Raw genomic sequence first — 17,925 nt, 5'->3', positions numbered from 1 at the left:
AAAGTGGATTAAAGTGTCAGGCTCCTTATGGTATTCTGGTAAAAGAATATTCCATAAAAGGAGTCTTTTTTATATGAAAATATTAGATGCTCCATCTTTACTTTCAGCTGTCGAACAGAGGTCAAAGGCCTATCATGAGCTTCAAGAAGAGATGAAACTTGTGAAAAAAGCATTAAAAGGTGTATCGGGATTAGGTGATGAGTTTACTGGAAAAGGTGCAGATAATATCAAAGCTTTTTATAATGATCTTGTACTATACACAGACACTTATCTTGATTTTATCGATATGCAAAAGGCTTTTTTAGATGGAGTGAAAGGAAAGCTGGATGATGAATCATTAGGCGGGAGTACATTTATTGATGAACACTTCCTAGATGCTCAATTGAAGCAAGGCATTCAGAACAATAAAGATATGGTCAAGGAACAAAAAGAAGCTCTATCAACGATTTTTGACGATATTAGTGATTTGATTGAATTACAGACATTTTCCAGCAAAAAAGTAGACGAGCATTTAGATGATGCGAACAAAAAAAGAAAAGATGCAATTGAGGCTATACATACATTAGATCATGTTCTAAAAACAGAATACGAAAAATCAGAAGCCATTGAGAAACATCTTGCTACTTTTTATACAAAAATGATGGCTGCTACAGGAAAAGGTAAGAACGCTCAGCCCATGTATTATGATGCAAAAGCATTTCACGAGACAGATGTGTACAAGAATCATGATAAAATTGATGCACAGGTGAAAGCTTACTTAAAAGTGAAAAAAGAAGAAAAAGAGAAACGAAGAATCAAAGAATTGAAGGAAAAGCTCAATGATCCTTCGTGTATATCAGTAGAGAAATACTTTGAGATTGTAGACGAAATTGGATATGAAAATCTTTCTTACGATCAAAAATTGTATTACAGTCAGCTTCTCCAGATCAAAGCGCAGGAAGAAGCATCGGAGGTATTCGTTGATAGTGTAAAAGGTGCTGCAGTGGGTCTATATGATGTAGCAAAAGATACAGTAGTTGGTATCTACGATCTTGTGACAGATCCTGGAGGTGCCGTTGAATCGGTCGTAACGGCTGTTTCTCATCCAATTGAAACGTCGAAAGCGATTGGAAAATCGATTTCAGACTCATTCCAAAAAGAAGTCATAAATGGTGACGCGTATTCACGGTCACACTGGTTCGCCTATGCGACTGGTTCTCTTGCAGAAATTGTCTTTGGTTCTAAAGGGGCAGGAGCCATCACAAAAACAGGGACAACAGCTGCCAAAACAACAGTGAAGAAAGGCCTTGAACAAGGGGCAAAATCAATAGATAGAGTCTCTATTCCTGGTCTATTGCCATATTCACCAAAGTTTCAAATGGCTGGTGGACCGAAGCTCCCGTACAATGTATTTGACGGAGAAAATCTCAAAAATAAACTTCTCTCCATGGCAAAGCGTCTAGACAACAACTCAGGATACGGTATCTCTCAGACAGGCAGAAGATTACCAGCACCCAAATCACCACCGACTGTCGTCAGTTACGGAGATCATTATGTGAGATGGAAACGCAAGAAGGTATTAAAACCGAATGTCGTTTATTCAACAAAGCAAGGTTACACCTACACAACAGATCACTATGGACGCATTGTCAAAGTCGAAGCAAGTGATTTAAAATACGGAGAGGTCAAAAGAAATCAATATGCTCAATCCAATTCAGGTAAGCCGGATCGATTGCTGGATGATGATGGAGGGCATTTAATTGCATCTATTTTTAAAGGGTCTGGGGATATTGATAACCTACTTCCGATGAATTCACAGATTAATCGTAGTGGCGGGAAATGGTATAACATGGAGCAGGAATGGTTGGCTGCACTCAAAGAGATTCCACCTAAACATGTAGAGGTAAGTATTGAGCCTATTTATCAAGGTGATTTGCTAAGACCTGATAGTTTTTTTGTGGAATATAAAGTAGGAAAAAGTTATGTTCAAGAATTTATCAAGAATCAACCTGGAGGTTAAAGATAATGGAATCAATAGAACACTATTATAAAAAGATAGCAGAATCAATTAATGAATTAATACCATATGATTGGGATAAAGTTTGGATGTATGCAGAAATCCTTGATGATTCGGCTGGAATTACATTTTGTTTCAACGAGACTAATAGTGAAGAGTATGTTTATGGACATGAAATTCCACTTAAATATAATGTAAGTAAGTCAACATACATTCATTTATTATACGAACTAAGTAAAACTTTTGAAGAATTGAAAAAAGCATATATACAAAATGATTTAGGTGCTTGGACAACAGCTACCCTAGAATTAGATAAAACAGGGAAATTCTCGATTGATTATGGCTATGAAGATATTTTATCTATAGGGCTTTATGGTATCCAGAGAAGAGCCGTATGGGAGTATAAAACGTTCGGGTTTTTACCAGAAGACGAGAAAGATAAAGAAGCTGTGCTAAATTATTTGAAAAATAAAGAAGAAAATAGCAAATAGCAAATGACCCTCCAAATGAATGAAGGAGGGTTTTTGTAATATTTGTTTCATAAGAATTTCTCATTTTACCTATTTAAACCGATAAACCGTCACTTCACACTCACCAAGGACCTCTTCTATCATCTCTCGAACAACCGTCCAATCGCCACCTGCCAAGCCGCAGCCGATCCCATAAGGAATGGCGATAGAATGAAGGGGATTCTCTTCATTTAGATTTGTCACTGTCTGTTTTAGATGTTCAAAGCAGCTGCGTAATGCGTCGTCATCTGTTTGTTTTGTTTTTCTTCCGTATCCAACTTGGGCGAATAAGTTGGCAATGGTTTTTCCGTCGCTCGTTGTGATGAACTGGACGGAGCTTAATAAATCATCTCCTTGTTCTGCACATAAACGTTTATAGTCTTTATACACATTTGGGTATTTGCTTTTGATTTGCTTTGCTAATCCTGCTCCCATGACACCCTTACAGTTCACCTGATGACAGATGATGTCTTCTTTTGCCTCTAAGATGTTGCCTTCTACCGTTTTAATCATTTTAAGTCATCCCTTTTTGATAAAATAGAAACTTATGTTCTATTATAGCAGTTTTGATGACGTTATTTCATTGCAAAATGCACTTGGACTTTTAAAAATAAGTACGGTCAGAGTGTCAAAAACAGTGCATACCATCTAAAAGAGTCAAAGATAAAGAACAAACAGTCAGGAGAGCCTTGTGGATAAAATAGAAACAAATCTGTTAATTCTTAGACGGTTTATTGGCCGCTATCACAAAAGGGCGTTAGCCTGCTTCTGTCGTGCTATGAATGGGTGGAGCAGAAATGGGCAGGAGAGAGAACCAAATAGAATGTAAATCCCACGAAAAAACACCCCAATCTGTTATGACATCAGATCGGGGTGTTTATTACTTTCGCCAAAATGTAGTACAATCTGCTTTGTCTTCAATGTTAAATTCGATGATTTTTTTTAGCAGAGGATAGTCAATCGGTAAGCTTTCTTTCATCCGAAACATCTTTTTTCCATGGTCATAACCAGCTTGTACAATATCTGCTGAAAAGTGATCAATCCCTTTTCCTTCTGGTGCGACAGAAATGTGGTGTTTTGCGACGCTAAATCCGATAATAAATGTGCCATGATCTGTGAACATGGGCTGATTCCAAGCAATTCTTGGCTCTAATTGAGGGAATGTGTCTGAAATCCATTGTAAGATGTCTTGCATGCGCTGTTTCAGCTCTGGATGACCGATATTGCTTACATATTCTTCAAAAACCTGCATTGTTTTCACCCTCCATATTCATCAAGCCTCAGACGGGATTCGAACCCGCACTCCTTTCGTAAGCATAGGCTAGGGGGCAACACGCTTCCCTACGGAATTTCACCGACAGGAGTTTCACCTGTCTCAGCTCATTTGCTTTTCGGTGCTTCTGAAACCCTTGCCTTGCGACCCGCTAGCTACAATTGTTTTACGGCGCTCTTCCCTTCTAGAGCTACTGAGGCACGGAAAGTTCTTGTTCATATTATATAGAGAAACTTGAAAAATGAAAAGCTATGCTCATCATCTAATCCAATCGCACAAAATAGTCAAAGGCACATATGATAAAAGACCATATAGTTATGTATACAGCATGGAATTGGGCTGATTGTAAGTGACAAACCTGTTGATGAGTAAACTAAAAGAGATAAACAATCAAACAAAATTAGAAGGCTTTACTCACAAACGTTCGATGAGTTCTCCCTTTTTGCTCACCATGGAAGATGGGGAACCTTTTTACTCATGGGTGTTTTTTGAAAGAAGTGTGTTTAAGACTTGCTATTTTTCTTTGAGTTCTATCAATGAAAAGCAGAATTGTGTGGTGTTGGAACTTCTTGTACCGTGTTGCAATAGATCAACATGCTGTCAAAAAGTTTTGTATCGATCCAGTTCGAAAATTCTTGTAGATCTTTCTTTTTTATGTGGAATCATTGAAGTAGAGCTTCCTGTATATGATGCGCTTATTTTAAAAAACATAGAATCTCACCACATCTTTCTTTGTTTTTCCACAACGCCCAGTTCGGTGGAAGTATGGCGGAATGGAACAAAATTTCTCAATACGGCAACTGTTGTGTTGCATCATCAAGATCATCAGGATGTACCAGTCGCAATTAGGATTCACACTGGTACATTTTGTTATGATCTTCTTGTCCAAAAAGGAGAAAGTCGTGCGATTACTGTGAAAGATGTGAAATTTATCTTGAAATCTCCATCAACTGAAAATGTGCAAGCACGATTAGACATGCAAATCAACATGGTGCAAAGAAGAAAAATAAAGCTTTGAAGCTGTGATAATCGCACAATCATCCAATATCAATGGATCATAGTCTATCAAGACTAGGTTGAAGGAGGGTTAAAATGGCTATTTTAGGCGGATGTAGTAATGAACAAGCGGGCTTTGTAAATGATGCAGTATGCTTCACACTTGATTTAGCAGCAGCAGCTGATGCAGTTGTCGTCTGGACAGATGGAACACCTTATGTCATAAACGGAACCATCATGGTGGAAAACAATGGGATTGTGGCTGTAGCACCTACTGTGGCTTTAGAGGTAAACGGTACAGCTGTTCCTGATTTCACGGTACCGCCAGGAGAGAGTCGATCCATTACGCTCAGTGATCTGAACTCGATTGGGATTTTAGCTACTGGTGGAACCTCGACTGGAAGTATTGTCGTTTCGTTTTCTCTCAATTATCAGTATTAGTGTGTATGTCTTGAAGATTCCACAGTTTGAAAGTAGTGAGAGACATGTGCGCCCAACTTAATATGTGTGGAGGAATAACCGGCCCGACTGGAGCCACAGGTTCAACAGGAGTAACCGGCGCAACCGGCTCGACGGGTCCAACGGGAGCCACAGGTTCAACAGGAGTAACTGGTCCAACGGGAGCCACGGGTTCAACAGGAGTAACTGGCCCAACGGGAGCCACAGGTTCAACAGGAGTAACCGGTGCAACTGGAGCCACGGGCACAACTGGAGTCACAGGTCCAACCGGTGCAACGGGTCCAACGGGAGCCACAGGTTCAACAGGAGTAACTGGTCCAACGGGAGCCACAGGTTCAACAGGAGTAACTGGTCCAACGGGAGCCACGGGTTCAACAGGAGTAACGGGCACAACTGGAGTCACAGGTCCAACCGGTGCAACGGGTCCAACGGGAGCCACAGGTTCAACAGGAGTAACCGGCGCAACCGGCTCGACGGGTCCAACGGGAGCCACAGGTTCAACAGGAGTAACTGGCCCAACGGGAGCCACAGGTCCAACCGGTACTAGTTTAACAACTAACTCGATGTACGCATCCAATACGTCGGGAAGTACGGTGCTGGTTGTTTTAGGCGGAACGGCAGTGACGCTGCCTAATAACCAAAGTTTAGATGGATTTACCGTAAGTGGTGGTAATACGGTGTTTACTGTACCTGTTTCAGGGCGGTATTTTATCACGTATCAAGTAAATACAAGCGCTGCACTTCTGGCAGGAGCAAGGGTAATTAACAACGGAACACCCATAGCAGGGTCTATTTTATCACCCGCTTTATCTACATCTACCTACAACGTATCTCTCATTACAACACTTGCAGCAGGGAATCAAATTTCTCTTCAAATATTCGGTTTAGTCGCAACCGTAGTATTACTTGGCGGGGGATCTGTTGGAGCGGCATTAACCATTATCAGATTGGAATAAATCCAAAAAGCCCAATAAGGGCTTTCAGGCTGTCGAGAAAATCTCGACAGCTTTATTTTTTTCCTTAAAATTTACATCTCCTCATTTTATAATAGAGAAAAGCCCACTAAAGGAAGGTGTTTTTCTCATGTTCCACACTAGAAATTCTTCTCAGCACGAAGCTGAATTTGTATTGCTAGATCAACTGGTCGAAGAGGATCACCTGCTTCGTAAAATTGATCAGTACATTGATTTTTCATTTATCGTAGATAAAGTAAGACCGTATTATAGCGAGAATAAAGGTCGTCCTTCTCTTGATCCACTTATTTTGTTCAAAATGATGTTTATCGGATACCTGTACGGTATCCGTTCTGAAAGACAACTTGAAAAAGAAATTTACTATAACATGGCGTATAGATGGTTTTTAGGTTTGAACATCAATGACCCCGTTCCTCATCACTCGACCATTAGCTGGAATCGCCGTACCCGTTTTAAAGATACAACGATTTTTCAAGATATTTTCGATGAAATTGTTCTTCAAGCCATCAATCACGATATGGTTGGAGGGCGCGTTCTTTTTACTGACTCCACTCATCTTAAAGCCAATGCCAATAAACATAAATATACGAGAAAAACGATTGAACAAGATACTCAAAACTATATAAATGAATTAGAAAAAGCGATTCAAGAAGATCGGGTGGCACACGGAAAAAAGCCCTTAAAGGTAAAAGAGGAGGTGAAAACGGAAAAAGACATTCGTCAAAGTACGACTGATCCTGAAAGTGGCTATCTTTATCGTGAAAACAAACCGGAAGGCTTTTTCTACCTAGACCACCGTACAACGGATATGAAGTACAATATCATCACGGATGCCCACATCACGCCCGGTAATGTCCATGATTCTGTTCCGTATCTTGATCGGTTGGATCACCAAATCGCACGATTTGGTTTTCAAGTAGAAGCTGTTGCCCTTGATTCTGGTTATTTGACGACCCCAATCTGTAAAGGTTTATCAGATCGCCGTATTTTTGGTGTCATCGCACATAGACGCTTTCATCCAACAAGAGGTTTATTTGAGAAGTGGAAATTCAAGTATGACTCTGAACATGATCATTACATATGCCCAAATGGTGAGAAGCTATTATATACAACAACTGATCGAAAAGGTTATCGGTTCTACAACTCAGATCCTAAAAAATGTACATCGTGTCCTTTCCTTGAAAGATGCACAAGGTCGAAAAATCATCAAAAAGTCATCTCAAGACACATATGGGAAGAACATAAAGAAAAGATCAGACAAAATCGTCTATCTGTCTCTGGAAAAGAGTTATATAAAAAAAGAAAAGAAAAAATAGAGCGAAGCTTTGCAGATTCAAAACAACTGCACGGGCTTCGCTACTGCCGGTTGAGGGGAAAACAAAATGTGAGTGAGCAAGTTCTTCTCACAGCTGCCTGTCAGAACATGAAGAAGATTGCCACACATCTAGCGAAGCTAGGTTAGGTGTGTGGGAGGCCTTTTTCAATCAATCTCATCCATCATCATTACGATGAAAATAAAAAAGATTGTAGAAAAACATGAGTTTCTCTACAATCTGAAAGCCCAATAAGGGCTTTTTTTTCAATTCAACCGTGTCCTTTAATAGAAAAAAGACGGAATTTTTAGTGTATACATCATTGACTAGGAGAAAGAAACGCAATAACAAAGGAATCGGTTATTGAAGATTCAAGTGATTCATATTAAAATGATGTCAAATGGACGAATTAGCAATTGCTAATAGAAGTTCCATATTTAGTGAAATCATGTGGTGTAGCTGAAGGTGATTGGGGGTGTAGAATGAGCAAAGTTCCTGTGGCGGAATTGGCATCACTATTAAATGACTGGAACATGGAAATCAAAAAAGATCATGCAGATGAGGCAGAACGGCTATTTGCTAAAGCGAAACAGGCAGTAGAGGAAATTGATGATGCTGACATCCTCATGTATTATTCTCTTCTAGAGAAAAGGCATCATATTCTGATGTACAATTTAAGAGGGCAAAAAGGCAATGTTTCAACGAAAAGTATAGAAGGCCATTATGGGAATAAAGATGATGATTTGTCTAATCGCCTTGCTTACTATTTTGATTTTTATGAGGGTGTGTATGAACAGCATCAGGGGAATTATGAGGTTGCATTACAGATGTATCAAAGTGCTGAAAAGCTCTTAGATAAAATTCCAAGTGAAATTGAACGCGCTGATTTCGATTTTAAGGTCGCGTGGCTTTACTATCGCCTGAGTCATATTATGCTTTCATTAAGTTATATTCGCAGGGCTCTACACGTCTATAAACGTCACAAGCACTATGAAAGAAGAACTGCACTTTCATATTCTCTTATTGCAGCCAACCTTACAGAGATTGGCAGGTACGAAGAAGCGCTTGAGAATTATCGTTTAGCGGAAGAGGTTTTGACAAGCGAACAGGATGACTTTATGCTGGCTCAGCATCACCATAATGTGGCCATTTTATATTCATTTTGGAATAAACCGAAAGAATCCATACGACATCTTGAAAAAGCATTGTCTCATCAAGAGTATTATGATTCAGATTTCTTTTTCCATTCTACGTATCTGATCAGCCGGGAACTCTGTGTGATTGGTGAAAAGCAGCGCGCAAGCCAGTATATAGAGGCTGCATATGCACGAATAAAAGATGCTTCTCATGAAGTGTTTCAGCTCAAAATAGGCATCGTACATGATCTTTACTTAACGAATGTGCCACAAAGATTTCAGCAAATTAATGAGAAATTAAGAAAGTTAGAAGAAAAGAATGAATATCATGAAGTGAAAGAGCTTTCTCACTTTGCTGCAAAGTATTGTGAAAAGCAAGCACTTTATGAGCAGTCTGTTTTTTACTTGAATAAAAGTTTAGAAGCGGATTTACATATGAAAAGAATGGGGTTGATATAAGATGAAAACAGGATTAAAAGTATTATTCGTTGTAGGTTTAGCGGTCGCTGCGGCTGTTTTAACTGAAAATGTAGCGGGTTCTTTCGAAGTAGCAGAAAAAATCATTGGTGGTTAATCACCCAATCATATCCTCGCCCTTGTTGAGAATCATCAGCAAGGGTTTTTTATATGGGTGAAAATAGGCTCTTCTTATTAAACGCTGCAAGAACGTTTAATAAGAAGAATTCGCAACAAAGGGGGTGTGCAAATTTGTTACCTGCTCCATTATTCTAAATAAACATTGGGCAGAGCAACAAGTTAAAAAGGTCACCTTTCTTTGCTTAATTTAATTTTTTGCAGGACTTTTCATTCAAATTTCATCAAATTGGTCTATTGTACATAGAAATTGTTACAAAAGAGGGAACACCGCTCCATTTGTCACGCATATGATGAGATGAGGTGTAAGTTGAAGGCAGGTGATTGTATGGATTCACGGGTGTATGGAGGCTTTCATGGCGGCGGTTTTAGCGGCGGAGCAGTGGGACCTCATATTGGTTTTGGCGGGTATTATGTGAGCCCTGGCGTGTTCTCGGGCTTAGGAGGTTACCCTGGATATGGGGGGTTCGGGACGTTTTCTGGATATTCCCCATATGGCTCCACATTCATTATGGGGCGTCCTCCTGGTTTTTATGTAAGAAGTTATTAATGTTTCATCACAGTGATTGAAATAGCCATCTAAGATTGGCTATTTCAATTGGTGAAAGTGCTTAAATGTAGCTGTGATCACAATAACCCCTAGGATGCAAATAGGCAGCCAAATGATGATAAACGGATCGTACGCATCTGTATACGCAGCTAAAGCAGCTCCTAGGCAGTAAAAGACAATAGAACCGATTCGCAGCAAGCTCACATGCTGAATAGGGGCTTTTCTTTTTTCCCGATTTGATAAGCGCTGCGCCAAATCTTCAAATAAGTTAGCAAGTGTACTCGTTAAAACTGTTGTAGAAATGCCAGCGACATTTAATTTGCGTGCGGCCGCCGTTTGCATGCCCATCGCCATACTTAAAAGGATAATCAGCATAAAATAAGCACCTTGCGTATAAGGAAAAATGGTCATAAGAGCAAATAGAAGCAAGATGATGACTTCTATGATAAAGATGCGTGTAACGGCTTTTGGCCAAAATGTTTTTTCTTGTTTTCCACCTATGACAACAGCTAGTAAAACACCTAGAACAAATCCGCTAAGTGCCGTGATGGAATGAAGAGCGGTTAACTGCAATGAACTGCCTGCTGCAATGCCAAGCAGTACAATATTTCCCGTCATATTTGCTGTAAACACATGCCCTAGGCTTAAATAGCCGATAACATCCACTATTCCTGCGGTAAGACATAAGAACATCAGGGCAATGTTTCGTATTGAGTGTGCGGTCAAAATGGTCATCCCTTTCTTTCTCTCTAATGAATAAGTGTAACGCTTAATGACCACGTATGTCCATTTTATGAGCTGGTAACATGTCCTGCAGCTGATATAAAACTTGTCGAAAAGAATCATCATTCACATGGTGCCTCATTTGCCGGAATGGGTCGCCTTTTTCCTTTAGACGTTTCATAACAGCCGGCATCGTAAATAAAGAAGGGTGACATTCTTCACTATTTAATTCTTCCCATTCAACCGGTGTTGCAACAAGTCCGAGCTCGTTTCCTCTCGGGGAATACGGGGCGATGATTGTTTTTCCAGCATCATGTTGAAGGTAGTCTAAATATAAACGGTTGCCGCGGTTTTTCTTTAGACGCTCTAACGTAAACAGCTCGGGTGCTTGTTCACATAAAAATTGGCAGATGAACGCAGTGAATTGTCTAGTTTGTTCATATGTGAAGGCATTTTTCTTCAATGGGATATAAACTTGTAGCCCTTTCCCACCACTTGTTTTAATAAATGCGGTGAGAAAGAGTCCATCTAAAATGACCTTGATTCGTTTGGCTGCTTCTATTGCTAGGTGAAACTCTTTAACAGAAGGCGGATCTAAATCAAATACAATTTCTACAGGTCGATCTGTATCTCTCGTTTCAAAAGGAATATGAAATTCCATCGCCAGCTGGTTACCAAGCCAAAGCAACGTGTTAGGATCATTACAGATTGTGTAAGAAATATCGTGCGCTTGATCTGTCTCAACAAAATCAGGCGCATAATCGGGCGTTGCCTTTTGATAAAAAGATTCTCCACCAGTGCCATGAGGAAAGCGTATTAACGTAAGACGTCTTTCACGTAAAAAGGGTAATAAATAGGGAGCGGCTTGCCTCAAATAAAGTAAGTAATCTGCCTTTGTGATATGAAGGGCAGGTACAACCGGTTTCTCTGGGTGGGTGACGTCAATCAAAGCTGGGAGCGGATAAAGCTGTTTGAGCATGTGTTGAAAGGTACACGTTGCTGGGTCTGCATCGAATAAAAACGAAGAAAACCGGGGCTCTCGTAAGGCTGATCCATCAAAAGAGATACAGGCAATCTTTGCGACAATGGATGGTGGGATTTCATAATATGATGCTCCAGTCATTTGACCTTTGGTTAGAAATAAGGTGCGCAGGGTTTGTTCTTCTTCTTTAGAAAAACCATGCTTAAATTGGACAACCTCTATGAGATTCGTTTCTTGATAAAGACATCCTTGAAAATAGCCATTGTCTTTATCAAAACGAGTCACGATGACAGATACATACCGCCAATTTTTGATTTTGAGCCATTCTTTCGAGCGGGTATGCTCCTGCCATTTACTCATCTTCTTTTTAGCAACTAATCCTTCCGCTAAATAGGTCAGCATGATTTTTTTCATGTCATCAGGGCTGCCATCGGTTTGGATGATTTGAAGAAGAGAGGGGTGATTCAGCTGAACGGAGGGAGGAAGGTTTGCTGCTTGGAATACCTCATGCAGCTCATCTTTTCTCTCAATCAACGGTAAATCAACGAGGGATTTCCCTTTGCATTTCAATAGATCAAATGCAATCAAATGACATGGAAACCGCTTAGCCTGGCGTTGAATGGTTTCTGTGTTTTTCAGGCGGCCTCTTTGCTGAACCTTTGTAAAGTCGCTTTCTTGTTCACTCAGTAAAAAGACCAATTCTCCATCTAGGGTCAGCGGTAAAAAAGGTGCAAGCTGCTTTGTTAGTTGCTGGCACTGATCAATGACTTCAGGGAATTGTTCATTTAATCGCTTTCCGGCTCTGCTCTCTAAATGAATGGTGTCTTTTTCCCAAATAAGAATGGCCCTGAAGCCGTCATATTTTAATTCATACAGCCAGTCTGCTCCAACAGGAATATCATGTGCAGACGTTAAACGCATCGGTTTCATTGTGTTTTTCACTTCCTTACATCATGTGTTCTTAGAGTGGGATGAAATTTTCATAAACATACATAACTCAGATGAAAACATTGCATAGTAAGGAGAAAAGAACGGAGGCGTTACGATGCATACAGTATGGAAGGGTGGCATTAGCTTCGGACTGGTGAATATTCCAGTCAAGCTGTTTACCGCTACAGAAAACAAAGATATTAAATTAAGACAGCTTCATAAAGAATGCCATACGCCGATTAATTACAAAAAGGTTTGTGCTAACTGCGGCGAGGAGGTAGCGCCAGAGCAAATTGTAAAAGCGTACGAGTACGCCAAAAATAAATTCATTGAATTGGATGAGGAAGAACTCGAAAGGCTGAGAAAAGAAAATGAAGAAAAAGCCGTCGAAATTATTGATTTTGTGAAGATAGAAGAAATCGACCCCATCTATTATGAAAGAAGTTATTTTCTATCTCCAGATACCGGCGGAGCAAAGGCTTATTCATTATTAAGAAAAGCGTTACAAGAATCAGGGAAAATCGGTGTAGCCAAGATCATGATTCGCTCAAAGGAGCAATTAGCGATTGTTAGGTGCTACGAACATATTTTACTAATGGAAACCATTCATTTCCCTGACGAAATTAGGCAAGTATCAGATGTCCCGAATATCCCGCAAGAGGAAAATATCGTGAAGAAAGAGTTGGATACAGCACTCCTTTTAATTGAGCAGCTGACCACCACATTCGATCCAGCCGCTTATCGCGATGAATACAGAGAGCAGCTGATGAATGTAATTGGAGACAAAATCTCTGGAGAACATACCGTTCAACCAGCAACGACAGGTAAAAAAGAGGCTTCATCCAATGTCACCGATTTGATGGCCGCTTTGCAGGCTTCTATCGATCGATCAAAACCTGAAAAAACGAAAAAAGCAGCACCTAAGAAAAGAAAAGCACCCGCTAAAAAAGAAAAGAATGCATAAAGAAAAGACCGCTCGCCAAAGGGCGGTCTTATTTTGGCTTCACCACATCCTGAATCGTCCCGTCTGTTCGGTGGATGACAACTGCTGTTCCTTTTTTAGATGAAATCTCTTTCGCGCGGTCGATGGCTTCCTGTTTCGTTTCTTTTACCTCACTTGCACGCTTCGCTTTTTCAGTTTGAACCGCCCAGCCTTCATCATGTTTCACGACATGCTGCGCATGATCCATGAGCTCAGGTCGTGCAGAGCTGCTTTTCTTAGAAGGAGTCACAGAACCATGAGAGTGAAAGTCCTCCATTTCTTTTTCCGTCGCATTCTTTTTCCACTCTTTCGCTTGATTGATCGCAATTGGAATCGCTCTACCTTCTTCATAGCCTTCCTGCACCATTTTGTTGGCAATCTCAAGTGCTTTTTTTCGAATGACTTTGTCTAGTGATTGGAATGAAGCTGGATAATCTTCCATTGTCCAAGGCATATTGAACGCTCCTTTCTTTTATTTGAACACCTTCCCCCATATGCAATGGATCAAACATTTCACCATCTCAATCCAATGGCTTGGTTGAAATACATCGTTTTGCTGAGGAAGAATGTTTTCAATTCCTGCACAATAGAAGATAGTAAAGGAGTGATTGAAATGATGATGAAAGGCTTGTATGAAGCACATTTACCTGTGAGTGATTTGAAGGCATCCATTTCTTTTTTTGAAAAATTGGAATTAACGCTTGCTCATGAAAATGAACGAGTGGCCTTTTTATGGATTGAGAAAGGAAAGAGCTGGCTCGGCCTTTGGAAGGTTGATATGTCCACTGTTCCATATCACCCAGCGACGCGACATGTGGCCTTCCAAATAGAAACATCCAGCCTTGACCAGATCAAAGAATGGCTGATAGAAAAAGGGATCAGCATACATCCGATGTTTGGCTTTTCGGAAGAGCAACAGCCTTTAGTACTTGATAATCCACCACAATTTCATGCCGCCATTTATTTTCTTGATCCCGATGGAAATCTGCTTGAATGTATTGCACCGCTAGAAATTGATGCAGGAGAAAATCATGGGATGATGACATTTGAAGATTGGGAAAGAAAGAAAAATCCGTTTATTGATTGACAAAACCGCTCATTGTAACTATATTGATTACAACGGTGGTGAAGGAATGTGAAACAAATTAGCAGCAGGTATACCATTGCTGTTCATATCTTATCTTTTATTGCGGGTGTTTCAAAAGAGTGCACAGGGGATTTTATTGCAGAAAGTGTCAATTCAAATCCAGTCATTATCAGAAAAATGATGGCTATGCTCAAAAAGGCGGATCTCATTGAGATTCGCCGAGGAGTTGGCGGTGCTTCCTTAAAAAGGCCGGCAGAGGACATTACTCTACTAGATGTGTACCGGGCTGTGGATGTAATCGAAGATGAAGAGTTGTTTAATTTTCATCAACCAGTCATTGCGTGTCGAATTGGTCAAGCCATGGATACGAGACTGCGGAAAGAACTCAAAGAAGCACAGTCTGCACTTGAGCATCGCCTAAAACAAGTGACAATTAAGCAATTATTAATCGAGGCGGAGTAGAAAAAGCTCATACATAGAGCTTTTTTTACCCCTTCGTTGTAATCATTTTGATTATAACGAATGCTCTGATGTAAGAAACAAGCTGTTTCATTCAGGAACATCACCGTTGAACGAAAAATGAGGAGGTCAAATCAATGACATTATTAGTGACAGGTGCAACAGGACAACTTGGATCGCTCGTCGTGAAACATTTGCTCGCAAAAGTACCAGCTGAACAATTGGCGGTCAGTGTTCGAGATCCGCAAAAAGCAGTACATTTGAAGGAAGCTGGGGTGGATGTGCGCAAAGGAGACTTCACACAGCCGGATAAACTTCAATCAGCGTTTCAAGGGATTGACCGTCTTTTGATCATTTCGTCTGGGGATGGAGAACGAGTGAAGCAGCATCTAAATGCCATCGAAGCAGCGAAAGCAGCGAATGTGTCATTTATTGCTTATACAAGTGTTGTCAATGCAAGAGAAAGTCAGCTTAACCTAGCACATGACCATGCAAAAACAGAAGAAGCAATTTTGGCCTCAGGCATACCTCATGTTTTTCTAAGAAACAATTGGTATGTGGAAAATGAAAAAGATACGATTCTGGCATCAGTCAACGGAGCGCCGTTTATTAGCCCAATTGGTGAAGGTAAAGTCGGCTGGGCAACAAGAAATGACTATGCAGAAGCAGCAGCAAATGCATTAACACTGCCGGCACATGATCAGGAAATCTATGAATTGTCAGGACCGCTTCGCACACACACTGAACTTGCACAAATGGTCAGCAAAGTGAGCGGGAAAGAAATCAAAGTAGAACACATGGATGTAGATACATTTGGAGAATTTTTAGCGTCAAATGGTGTACCGAAAGAAGCTGTTCCATTTGTCAAAGCGATGCAAAGCGGAATTCGCGATGGGGCATTGGCAGTTGAAAGCCAAGATTTCGAAAAACTATTAGGCCGTTCTTTAACACCTATTGAAGATAGAATACGAGAAATGATGTCAAATTAAACATGTCAAATCGCCCTGTAAAAAGGGCGTTTTTTCTATCCTTGTTGATCCGTTATTTTGAAAAAATAGGTGTAATGTCCATTTTGTCGTACATATTCTTGTATGTAGATGTTAGAATTTTATGAGATGATTCCAGCAAATGAATGATGCTTACTTTATTATGAAATACATTATTCAAGATATTCATTTTGTTTTAATCCTATTAAACAGCAGGATGTGATGACATGTTACGCAAAGCCTTCCTCTCTTATTTGACTGCCAGTATGATCACAATCATCGTCATTATGATTGAACTCGGTTTTCGTTCAGCCATTGTTTCACCATTTGTTTTACTTGATTCGAACAAAGAGAGCAACCCAAAAGTATTCGTTGCTCATTCGCTATATCAGGGTGACGTTTTATTAACCTATCAAGACGGTTCTTTCAATGGCCCTTCAGAAGCATCCCTTCAATTAAGTGGAAAGAACATAAATCTCACACAGATCCCATCTGCGAATGGAATCAGTATGATTGAAACAGACAAAATAATGAATGATAAGGCATTGGTTTTTCTAAGAAAAGGTTTTGTACCTATCCATGATGATACGATCATGATGGAACAGGAAACGCAAAATCCCTTCTTTTCTACATACAATCTAACGAATCTAACAGAAACAACTAAGATCAACACAAACTTTAAGTATAGCATCACATTTGTTACATTCATGACTTTAATGGGAATTCTTTTGCCCGCTTTGTTATTTTTCCTTTTTAACCTTCATGAATCGATGAAAAACCTATTCACATTATTCATTCCCTTTGTTCTAGCCATTTTTCTTCCCTTGGGATTAAATTATTATTTTTTAATGGGATATGTACTATCAGTTACAGGATCTTATGTGTTGAGTATGATTCTCTCTATACTTGTGCCTAGTTTCCTGTCAGTCTTATTGACAGCTTATTCATTTGAGTTTATGACAAAAGATTCTTCTGATGTTTTAGGAGAAAATGAAGACACTTTAGGAAATTCATTCTTCCTGAACGTTAGGGAGCAAGCCGTTTTATTTGGTGCTATCACATTATCCTTGATATATTTCGGCTCTTATTTAGTCATGCCTTTGGCGTTTCAAGCGAAGGTTATGGATCATCTTTTTCTATTTTGTGCTTGGTATTTCGCCCTAGTCATCTTATTTATTATGGGTTACTCGTTCATTCAAAAAATGATAAATAAGTATGAAGTCTTACGGACGGACGAATTCATAAATATTTGCACAGATATTGAGCATCAAACGAACCAAAAGGTAAAAATATGGGTAAAAAAAGACTCACGACATGATGTGAATGCCTGGATATATTCATTTCAACTTCCATTTAGAAGAAAAGTCAATCTATATGTGACGGAAGGGTTATTAGATAAGTTTGATACAGAGGAAATTCGTGCGATCTTATTCCATGAAATGGGACATGTAAAATTAAAACATGCGCATTTCACCATTTACCTCACTATGATTGTCACCTTACTTATGGGAATCAGTATGTATTATGCCAGACAGGTGATGCTTGCCAATGGTTGGTGGCAATATATTTTGTTGTTCCCAGCAGGGATATTGATCATGATATTTATGACGGAGTGGCTGCCAAAGAAAATGAGTCGGTTATTTGAGATTCAGGCGGATCGCTTTGCTGTTCACCATCTTGAGAATCAAACTCTATATCTCAATACTTTGATAAAATTAAGTCATTTGATTGAAGAAGATGGAGATGATGAAAGAAAATCTGAATGGCGTGAAAGTCATCCTTCTTTTGAAAAACGAATTCATCACATAAAGAAAATCATGAAGTGAAGGCGGTTTGTGTGAATGACGACACTTCCTTCGGTAGTATGAAGAAATAAAAACATGAATGTTCTCAAACGCCCTGTAAAAAGGGCGTTTTTTTCATGTACCTTCACAAGCACGATATCCAAATTTTAAACAAATCCGTTCGTTGAAATT

18 protein-coding genes are annotated in these 17,925 nt (G+C 39.8%); 13 read left to right on the top strand and 5 right to left on the bottom strand.

Annotated features, from left to right (window positions below; all coding sequences use genetic code 11):
• Positions 1-73 precede the first annotated feature (73 nt).
• Both MHH23_RS12470 and MHH23_RS12465 read left to right on the top strand, forming a co-directional pair.
• Positions 74-1,999 carry a T7SS effector LXG polymorphic toxin gene (locus tag MHH23_RS12470; RefSeq protein WP_268431926.1) on the top strand — a complete coding sequence of 642 codons (1,926 nt, stop codon included), beginning with the start codon at positions 74-76 and terminating at the stop codon, positions 1,997-1,999.
• A gap of 5 nt (positions 2,000-2,004) precedes the next feature.
• Positions 2,005-2,487 (top strand): immunity protein YezG family protein, encoded by a 483-nt coding sequence (locus tag MHH23_RS12465; RefSeq protein WP_268431925.1) that lies wholly within the window; start codon positions 2,005-2,007, stop codon positions 2,485-2,487.
• Between the two features lie 69 nt (positions 2,488-2,556).
• Here the strand turns inward: MHH23_RS12465 and MHH23_RS12460 are convergent, their stop codons facing one another.
• On the bottom strand, positions 2,557-3,018 hold the full coding sequence (locus MHH23_RS12460; RefSeq protein ID WP_268431924.1) for a macro domain-containing protein: 462 nt from the start codon (positions 3,016-3,018) through the stop codon (positions 2,557-2,559).
• Between the two features lie 367 nt (positions 3,019-3,385).
• Complete coding sequence (locus MHH23_RS12455; RefSeq protein ID WP_017357912.1) at positions 3,386-3,757, bottom strand: iron chaperone; 372 nt, start codon at positions 3,755-3,757, stop codon at positions 3,386-3,388.
• Between the two features lie 385 nt (positions 3,758-4,142).
• Between MHH23_RS12455 and MHH23_RS12450 the strand changes: the two genes are divergently transcribed.
• The 6 genes from MHH23_RS12450 (at position 4,143) to MHH23_RS12425 (ending at position 9,800) form a co-directional block, all read left to right on the top strand.
• Entirely contained in the window at positions 4,143-4,796 is a 654-nt protein-coding gene (locus MHH23_RS12450; protein ID WP_024720419.1) for a CotZ-related putative spore coat protein, read from the top strand.
• Positions 4,797-4,870: 74 nt separating this feature from the next.
• Positions 4,871-5,215 (top strand): DUF3992 domain-containing protein, encoded by a 345-nt coding sequence (locus MHH23_RS12445; protein ID WP_008343952.1) that lies wholly within the window; start codon positions 4,871-4,873, stop codon positions 5,213-5,215.
• 62 nt (positions 5,216-5,277) lie between these two features.
• Positions 5,278-6,189: a BclA C-terminal domain-containing protein gene (locus MHH23_RS12440; RefSeq protein WP_340959593.1), complete on the top strand. Its 912-nt coding sequence runs from the start codon at positions 5,278-5,280 to the stop codon at positions 6,187-6,189.
• Between the two features lie 127 nt (positions 6,190-6,316).
• A complete protein-coding gene (locus MHH23_RS12435) occupies positions 6,317-7,669 on the top strand; it encodes an IS1182 family transposase (RefSeq protein WP_340959591.1) in 1,353 nt (450 codons plus the stop codon).
• A 333-nt stretch (positions 7,670-8,002) separates the two neighbouring features.
• Complete coding sequence (locus MHH23_RS12430) at positions 8,003-9,115, top strand: response regulator aspartate phosphatase (RefSeq protein WP_048003261.1); 1,113 nt, start codon at positions 8,003-8,005, stop codon at positions 9,113-9,115.
• Between the two features lie 463 nt (positions 9,116-9,578).
• Positions 9,579-9,800, top strand: coding sequence for a hypothetical protein (locus tag MHH23_RS12425; RefSeq protein ID WP_024719106.1), 222 nt, complete (start codon positions 9,579-9,581; stop codon positions 9,798-9,800).
• A 39-nt stretch (positions 9,801-9,839) separates the two neighbouring features.
• Here the strand turns inward: MHH23_RS12425 and MHH23_RS12420 are convergent, their stop codons facing one another.
• Together MHH23_RS12420 and MHH23_RS12415 are read right to left on the bottom strand one after the other, a co-directional pair.
• Entirely contained in the window at positions 9,840-10,535 is a 696-nt protein-coding gene (locus MHH23_RS12420) for a YoaK family protein (protein ID WP_008343947.1), read from the bottom strand.
• 34 nt (positions 10,536-10,569) lie between these two features.
• Positions 10,570-12,435, bottom strand: coding sequence for a DNA ligase D (locus tag MHH23_RS12415; RefSeq protein ID WP_340959590.1), 1,866 nt, complete (start codon positions 12,433-12,435; stop codon positions 10,570-10,572).
• A gap of 115 nt (positions 12,436-12,550) precedes the next feature.
• Here MHH23_RS12415 and ku point away from each other — a divergent pair, with 115 nt between their 5' ends.
• The gene (gene ku, locus MHH23_RS12410) at positions 12,551-13,399 is read left to right on the top strand and encodes a non-homologous end joining protein Ku (RefSeq protein ID WP_007499384.1); all 849 of its coding nucleotides are present in this window, start codon (positions 12,551-12,553) and stop codon (positions 13,397-13,399) included.
• Between the two features lie 28 nt (positions 13,400-13,427).
• On the opposite strand, the gene MHH23_RS12405 is transcribed toward ku, so the two are convergent.
• Positions 13,428-13,871, bottom strand: coding sequence for a DUF2188 domain-containing protein (locus MHH23_RS12405; RefSeq protein ID WP_007499382.1), 444 nt, complete (start codon positions 13,869-13,871; stop codon positions 13,428-13,430).
• Positions 13,872-14,030: 159 nt separating this feature from the next.
• Here MHH23_RS12405 and MHH23_RS12400 point away from each other — a divergent pair, with 159 nt between their 5' ends.
• From MHH23_RS12400 to MHH23_RS12385, 4 genes are all read left to right on the top strand, one after another.
• Positions 14,031-14,504 carry a VOC family protein gene (locus tag MHH23_RS12400; protein ID WP_340959589.1) on the top strand — a complete coding sequence of 158 codons (474 nt, stop codon included), beginning with the start codon at positions 14,031-14,033 and terminating at the stop codon, positions 14,502-14,504.
• 48 nt (positions 14,505-14,552) lie between these two features.
• A complete protein-coding gene (locus MHH23_RS12395; protein WP_041507230.1) occupies positions 14,553-14,966 on the top strand; it encodes an Rrf2 family transcriptional regulator in 414 nt (137 codons plus the stop codon).
• Between the two features lie 134 nt (positions 14,967-15,100).
• On the top strand, positions 15,101-15,952 hold the full coding sequence (locus MHH23_RS12390) for an SDR family oxidoreductase (protein WP_340959588.1): 852 nt from the start codon (positions 15,101-15,103) through the stop codon (positions 15,950-15,952).
• 284 nt (positions 15,953-16,236) lie between these two features.
• Positions 16,237-17,775: a M48 family metalloprotease gene (locus MHH23_RS12385; RefSeq protein WP_340959587.1), complete on the top strand. Its 1,539-nt coding sequence runs from the start codon at positions 16,237-16,239 to the stop codon at positions 17,773-17,775.
• Positions 17,776-17,925: the final 150 nt, after the last annotated feature.

Origin of the sequence: Bacillus sp. FSL K6-3458 (assembly GCF_038005045.1) — a bacterium.
GTDB lineage: Bacteria > Bacillota > Bacilli > Bacillales > Bacillaceae > Bacillus > Bacillus altitudinis.
This window is presented reverse-complemented; position numbering and strand designations above follow the sequence as displayed.

Bases quoted from the DNA above. Each gene is read 5' to 3' on its own strand.
- MHH23_RS12470 (WP_268431926.1), top strand. From the start codon at position 74: ATGAAAATATTAGATGCTCCATCTTTACTTTCAGCTGTCGAACAGAGG.
- MHH23_RS12465 (WP_268431925.1), top strand. From the start codon at position 2,005: ATGGAATCAATAGAACACTATTATAAAAAGATAGCAGAATCAATTAAT.
- MHH23_RS12460 (WP_268431924.1), bottom strand. From the start codon at position 3,018: ATGATTAAAACGGTAGAAGGCAACATCTTAGAGGCAAAAGAAGACATC.
- MHH23_RS12455 (WP_017357912.1), bottom strand. From the start codon at position 3,757: ATGCAGGTTTTTGAAGAATATGTAAGCAATATCGGTCATCCAGAGCTG.
- MHH23_RS12450 (WP_024720419.1), top strand. From the start codon at position 4,143: ATGAGTAAACTAAAAGAGATAAACAATCAAACAAAATTAGAAGGCTTT.
- MHH23_RS12445 (WP_008343952.1), top strand. From the start codon at position 4,871: ATGGCTATTTTAGGCGGATGTAGTAATGAACAAGCGGGCTTTGTAAAT.
- MHH23_RS12440 (WP_340959593.1), top strand. From the start codon at position 5,278: ATGTGTGGAGGAATAACCGGCCCGACTGGAGCCACAGGTTCAACAGGA.
- MHH23_RS12435 (WP_340959591.1), top strand. From the start codon at position 6,317: ATGTTCCACACTAGAAATTCTTCTCAGCACGAAGCTGAATTTGTATTG.
- MHH23_RS12430 (WP_048003261.1), top strand. From the start codon at position 8,003: ATGAGCAAAGTTCCTGTGGCGGAATTGGCATCACTATTAAATGACTGG.
- MHH23_RS12425 (WP_024719106.1), top strand. From the start codon at position 9,579: ATGGATTCACGGGTGTATGGAGGCTTTCATGGCGGCGGTTTTAGCGGC.
- MHH23_RS12420 (WP_008343947.1), bottom strand. From the start codon at position 10,535: ATGACCATTTTGACCGCACACTCAATACGAAACATTGCCCTGATGTTC.
- MHH23_RS12415 (WP_340959590.1), bottom strand. From the start codon at position 12,435: ATGAAACCGATGCGTTTAACGTCTGCACATGATATTCCTGTTGGAGCA.
- ku (WP_007499384.1), top strand. From the start codon at position 12,551: ATGCATACAGTATGGAAGGGTGGCATTAGCTTCGGACTGGTGAATATT.
- MHH23_RS12405 (WP_007499382.1), bottom strand. From the start codon at position 13,871: ATGCCTTGGACAATGGAAGATTATCCAGCTTCATTCCAATCACTAGAC.
- MHH23_RS12400 (WP_340959589.1), top strand. From the start codon at position 14,031: ATGATGATGAAAGGCTTGTATGAAGCACATTTACCTGTGAGTGATTTG.
- MHH23_RS12390 (WP_340959588.1), top strand. From the start codon at position 15,101: ATGACATTATTAGTGACAGGTGCAACAGGACAACTTGGATCGCTCGTC.
- MHH23_RS12385 (WP_340959587.1), top strand. From the start codon at position 16,237: ATGATTGAACTCGGTTTTCGTTCAGCCATTGTTTCACCATTTGTTTTA.